The sequence below is a fragment of the Amaricoccus sp. genome, assembly GCF_017995835.1.
GTDB lineage: Bacteria > Pseudomonadota > Alphaproteobacteria > Rhodobacterales > Rhodobacteraceae > Amaricoccus.
The window spans coordinates 1-5187 of the sequence record NZ_JAGOID010000154.1 but is presented as its reverse complement, the minus strand read 5'-3'; the positions used below and the strand labels follow the sequence as shown (position 1 = coordinate 5187).

Here is a 5187-nt window from a genome sequence, read left to right as displayed (position 1 = left end):
CGGCGTCGAGCAGGTTCGCCACCCGCGCCCGCGGCGGCATCTTGCCGCGCGAGACGTGGCGGGCGAGCGCGTCGCGCCCGCCGCCCTCGGCGGCGGCCTGCGCCGCCTCGGCCACCCCGGTGAGGGGTGCCAGATGCGCCGCCCGGTTGGCGCGGAATCCCTCCGAGCCCGGCGCCGCCTGCGAGGACAGGATCATCGGTCGACCTCCCTGTTGCGCGTCGCCCGATGTCCCCCGGGCGGCTCCAGCGCCATCCTCCGCCGTCCCGGACCCGGGACGCTCGCCCCTACGGGCCCTCCATCGCGCGCCGCCGCGCCAGCAGCGACAGCGCCCGGTCGGCGCCCCGCTCCATCCGGCACTGCGCCACGACGCCCTCCTGCGCCGGTCCCGGCTCGGCCAGCGCGGCGAGCTGCGCGCAATCGGCGTCGCGGAACCCGGCCCAGGCCTGCTGCGCCCGCGCCACGAGCGCCGCCTGCCCGCCCGGACCCTCGCCGCCGCCGACGCCGAGCCCGTCCGCCATCGCGACCAGCGCCCCGGCCGTCGCGTCCGCCAGCAGGCGCCAGCCCTCGGCCTCCGCCGCGACGCATGCGGCGGGCGAAGTCCCGGGCGTCGCCTCGAGGCAGGCGGCGGCCGCCACCCCGACGCAGGCCCGCTCCGCCGCGGGATCGCGGTTGGCCTCGGTCACGCAGGCCTCGATCGTCGCGGCCATCTCGGCCGGATCCGCGGCCAGGACAGGCCCCGCGAGCGCCAGCAGGATGGCCGTGACCCTCACGACCGGTCCTCCGCTTCCATCGCACGCATCTCGCGCTCGAGGAAAAAGCTCACCGCCGAACGGATCGCAACCAGCGCCGCCAGCACCGCAAGCTCCTCGAAAGTCGGCGAAATCACCGTCCGAACGATGTCCGAGACGATGAACACCTCGAGCCCCGCGAGGATGTAGCGCGACAGGTCGAGCCGCCCCCGGTTCAGCCGCGCCCGGCTCGCCGCCCGGTCGCGCGCCGCGAGTTCCGAAGCCACGTAGGCGACGGCGAACCGCGCCAGCCCGTTGAGCAGCACCACGATCGCAAAGACCTCGATCACCGAGGCCGCCGTCTCCAGCACCCCGGCAAGCGCCCCGAACTCGTCGGCGATCGAGGGAATGGTCGAGATCTGATGCCCGTCCATCGTCCCTCACCGGATCATCTCGACGGCCACGCCGAGATCGAGCGCCGCCCAGGCCCGGTCCGCCGTCGCCACCGGCAGCGCCTCGCGCAGCGCCAGCGCCAGGCAGGCCCGGTCGCCGAAGGAGAGCCCCGCCGCCCTCGTCGCCGCCCTGAGCCGCCCGGCCGCATAGGCCTCCGCCTCGCCGAACCCGGCGAGGTCGAACCCGAGCGCCCCGAGCAGCCGTTCCGCCTCGCCCTCGTCGAGCCCGCGCTCGTTCATCTTCGCCGCCGCCTCGCTGAGGTTGACCGTGCTGACCATGCCCCGCTCCACGAGCTCGAGCGCCCGCTCCTCCCCCGGCTCGCCGAAGACGATGGCGAGGAGCGCCGACGCGTCGAGAACAATCCGTTCGGAGGCCACCCGTTCACTCAAACTCGGCCTCCCGCCGCTTCTCGGCGATGAACTCGTCCACCACCGCCATCCCCTCGGGAGCGAGATCCCGCGCCGCCTTCCTGAGCCGCCGCAGCGCCACCCGCGGCGAGATCAGTCGCAGCTCGCCATCCTCCAGCCGCCCCGTCACCCTGCCGTCCGCCCCGAGGTCCATCCCCGCGAGCGCCTCGGCCGGAAGGACCAGCCGCCCCGCCGCATCCACGTTCAGGTGCAGCGCCCGGTCCTCCCGCGGCGCCGACGCTCCGGCGCCGCGCGTGAAGTGGTTCTGATAGGCCTTCTTCCAGTGCGAGTACTGCGTGAAGGCCGTCCCCTCGTTGCCGCCCTCCGCGACGTAGAGATCGGCCACCTCGCGCCCGCCCGGCAGGCTGCCCCGCCGGCGCAGCAGGTCGTCCGCGATCTCCCAGACCCGCGCCGTCGCCGATCCCGGCGACGGCCGCTTCCGCATCGTGACGCGCGACATGTCATCCCCCATATCGAAACATGCCGCAATGTATCATGATATTGGTAAGTTACCAACAAACTTGTCGAACGAGGTAAGCGCCCCTTACTCACCGACCTCACGCCGTCGCCTTCATCAGCTCGCGCCCGATCAGCATCCGGCGGATCTCGCTCGTGCCCGCCCCGATCTCCATCAGCTTCGCGTCGCGCATGATCCGGCTGAGCGGGCTGTCGTTGAGGAACCCGGCGCCGCCCATCGCCTGCACGCCCTGCACCGCCTGCTCCATCGCCTTCTCCGAGGCATAGAGCACGCAGGCGGCCGCGTCCTGCCGCGTCACCTCGCCGCGGTCGCAGGCCTGGGCAACGGCGTAGACATAGGCCCGCGCCGTGTTCATCGTCGTGTACATGTCGGCGACCTTGCCCTGCATCAGCTGGAAATCGCCAATCTTCTGACCGAATTGCCGGCGTTCGTGCATGTAGGGCATCACATGGTCGAGGATCGCGTGCATCAGCCCGACGCCGATCCCGGCGAGGACCACGCGCTCGAAGTCGAGCCCCGACATCAGGACGTTGACACCCTTGCCCTCGACCCCGAGCACGTTCTCGAGCGGCGCCTCGACATCCTCGAACACCAGTTCCGCCGTGTTGGACCCGCGCATCCCGAGCTTGTCGAAATGCGGGCTCGTGGAGAAACCCTTCATCGTCTTCTCGATGATGAAGGCGGTGATCCCCTTCGCCCCGGCCTCCGGGTCGGTCCTGGCGTAGACGACGAGCGTGTCGGCGTCGGGCCCGTTGGTGATCCAGTACTTCGTGCCGTTGAGCACGAAGCGGTCGTTCTTCTTCACCGCCCGCAGCCGCATCGACACGACGTCCGACCCCGACCCGGCCTCGGACATGGCGAGCGCGCCCACCTTCTCGCCGCTGACGAGCCCGGGCAGGTAGCGCGCCTTCTGCTCCGGCGTGCCGTTCAACTTGATCTGATTGACGCAGAGGTTGGAATGCGCCCCGTAGGAGAGCGACACCGAGGCGGAGGCGCGCGCCAGCTCCTCCACCGCGACGACATGGGCGAGGTAACCCATCCCCGCGCCGCCGTATTCCTCCGGCACCGTGATCCCGAGGATGCCGAGCTCGCCCATCTCGCGCCAGAGATCGTTGGGGAAGGCGTTCGCGCGGTCGATCTCCGCCGCAATGGGCGCAACCCGCTCCTGCGCCCAGGAATGGACCAGGTCGCGGAGCGCGTCGACGTCCTCCCCGAGCGGGAACTTCAGGCTGGCGGTGAACATCGGCGATTCCCCCGGGCTTTCCGACTGAAATGAACACACGTTCATTTCAAATGCAAGCGCGACCCGACGGATCTGCGACGGACCGGGCCGGCGTCGTTCATCATGACGCCGGCGGCGCGGCGCGGCCAGCCTTTCCGCGTCTCCGCACCCGGAGCCGGTCCCCGCCTTGCAACGCCGGCCCTGCGCCCTTCCCCGCGCCCGCCGCCCCGCCTATAAGGCGCGCGTCCCACCCGAAGGAGCGCCCCATGCGCGAGGCCGAGTTCCGCCGCGACACCGCCGAGACCGCGATCCGCGTCCGCGTGAACCTCGACGGCACGGGCCGGCGCGAGATCGCCACCGGCATCGGCTTCTTCGACCACATGCTCGACCAGCTCTCCCGCCATTCCCTCATCGACATGGAGATCGAGGCGAAGGGCGACCTGCACATCGACGATCACCACACGGTCGAGGACGTCGGCATCGCGCTCGGCCGCGCCATCGCCCGGGCCCTCGGCGACAAGCGCGGGATCCGCCGCTACGGGTCCTGCCTGCTCGCCATGGACGAGACGCTGGCGCGCGCCGCGCTCGACCTCTCGGGCCGGCCCTTCCTCGTCTGGAACGTCGACTTCCCGACCGAGAAGATCGGAACCTTCGACGTCCAGCTCGTGCGCGAGTTCTTCACGGCGCTCGCCATGAACGGCGCGATCACGCTAAACGTCGCCCGGCTCGACGGGGCGAACAGCCACCACATCGCCGAGGCCTGCTTCAAGGCCGTCGCCCAGGCGCTCCGCGCCGCCGTCGAACCCGACCCGCGCATGGCCGACGCCGTGCCCTCTACCAAGGGGACGCTGGCGGGATGACCACCGTCATCGTCGACTACGCGAGCGGCAACCTGCATTCGGCCGAGAAGAGCTTCCAGCGCATGGCCCGCGAGACGGGGATGGGCGGCCCGGTCGTGGTCTCGGGCGATCCCGAGGCGGTGGCCCGGGCCGAGCGCGTGGTGCTGCCGGGCGTCGGCGCCTTTGCCGACTGCCGCGCCGGCCTGCTCTCCCGCCCCGGCCTCTTCGCGGCGATCGAGGACCGCGTCCTGCGCGCCGGCCGACCCTTCCTCGGCATCTGCGTCGGCATGCAGATGCTGGCGAGCCGCGGGCTCGAACACGGCGAGACCCCGGGCTTCGGCTGGATCGGCGGCGACGTCGTCCGCATCGAACCCGCCGACCCGTCGCTCAAGATCCCGCACATGGGCTGGAACGCGCTCGAGATCCTGCGCGCGCATCCGGTGCTCGACGGCATCGCTTCCGGCGACCACGCCTATTTCGTCCATTCCTACCACCTCGTCGCCGCCGACCCCGCGCGCCTGCTCGCCCGCGCCGACCACGGCGGCCCGGTGACCGCCGCCGTCGCCCGCGACAACGTCGTCGGCACGCAGTTCCACCCGGAAAAAAGCCAGAAGACCGGCCTGCGCCTGATCGCCAACTTCCTCGCCTGGCGCCCCTGACCGCGCGTAGCTGCGAGGAGACGGCGCAACCCGCAGCGCGCCGCGGGCGCGACGCCGCCACGGGCGCGACCTCGACGCGGCGCCAGGGTCCGGCCGGCGGCGGAGCGTTGCCGAACCCTGAAAAAGTGGCAAGCCGGATTCCGGTAGCTGAAGGACAGCCGCATTCCACCCAAATAAAACTACGGTGAAGCACGACCAATTATTTAATCATGGATTGGCGCGATTACGGATCATCGCTTAGCGCGGTTTTTCATTTTATTTCAATTTTCCTCTTATACCAGCGGCGTGAAGCTTTGACTCTGCGAGGGATTCACACGAATGCCGGTTGCTGGTTCACTCCGTTCGCGAGGCGGGGAGGATCGGGATGGCGGTGGAGATCACGCGGACGGAGCTTACGGCGG

The 5187-nt window shown here is 70.8% G+C and carries 7 protein-coding genes and 1 pseudogene; 2 read left to right on the top strand and 6 right to left on the bottom strand.

Going from position 1 to position 5187, the window contains the following annotated elements:
• The 6 genes and pseudogenes from KBA23_RS15635 to KBA23_RS15610 all read right to left on the bottom strand — a co-directional run.
• Positions 1-196: pseudogene (locus tag KBA23_RS15635) on the bottom strand (methylcrotonoyl-CoA carboxylase); the annotation flags it as partial.
• An 88-nt stretch (positions 197-284) separates the two neighbouring features.
• Positions 285-770, bottom strand: a complete 486-nt coding sequence (locus KBA23_RS15630; protein ID WP_290742843.1) for a lysozyme inhibitor LprI family protein — start codon at positions 768-770, stop codon at positions 285-287.
• Positions 767-1162: a DUF1622 domain-containing protein gene (locus KBA23_RS15625; protein WP_290742840.1), complete on the bottom strand. Its 396-nt coding sequence runs from the start codon at positions 1160-1162 to the stop codon at positions 767-769. Before KBA23_RS15625 ends, KBA23_RS15630 begins: the two co-directional genes overlap by 4 nt.
• 6 nt (positions 1163-1168) lie before the next feature.
• Positions 1169-1570, bottom strand: coding sequence for a type II toxin-antitoxin system VapC family toxin (locus KBA23_RS15620; protein ID WP_290742837.1), 402 nt, complete (start codon positions 1568-1570; stop codon positions 1169-1171).
• The gene (locus KBA23_RS15615) at positions 1563-2048 is read right to left on the bottom strand and encodes a hypothetical protein (RefSeq protein ID WP_290742834.1); all 486 of its coding nucleotides are present in this window, start codon (positions 2046-2048) and stop codon (positions 1563-1565) included. Before KBA23_RS15615 ends, KBA23_RS15620 begins: the two co-directional genes overlap by 8 nt.
• Before the next feature lie 97 nt (positions 2049-2145).
• The gene (locus KBA23_RS15610) at positions 2146-3309 is read right to left on the bottom strand and encodes an isovaleryl-CoA dehydrogenase (protein ID WP_290742831.1); all 1164 of its coding nucleotides are present in this window, start codon (positions 3307-3309) and stop codon (positions 2146-2148) included.
• Positions 3310-3554: 245 nt separating this feature from the next.
• Between KBA23_RS15610 and hisB the strand changes: the two genes are divergently transcribed.
• Both hisB and hisH read left to right on the top strand, forming a co-directional pair.
• Positions 3555-4148, top strand: a complete 594-nt coding sequence (hisB, locus tag KBA23_RS15605; RefSeq protein ID WP_290742828.1) for an imidazoleglycerol-phosphate dehydratase HisB — start codon at positions 3555-3557, stop codon at positions 4146-4148.
• The gene (gene hisH, locus KBA23_RS15600) at positions 4145-4786 is read left to right on the top strand and encodes an imidazole glycerol phosphate synthase subunit HisH (protein WP_290742825.1); all 642 of its coding nucleotides are present in this window, start codon (positions 4145-4147) and stop codon (positions 4784-4786) included. Before hisB ends, hisH begins: the two co-directional genes overlap by 4 nt.
• The last annotated feature ends 401 nt before the right edge of the window (positions 4787-5187 follow it).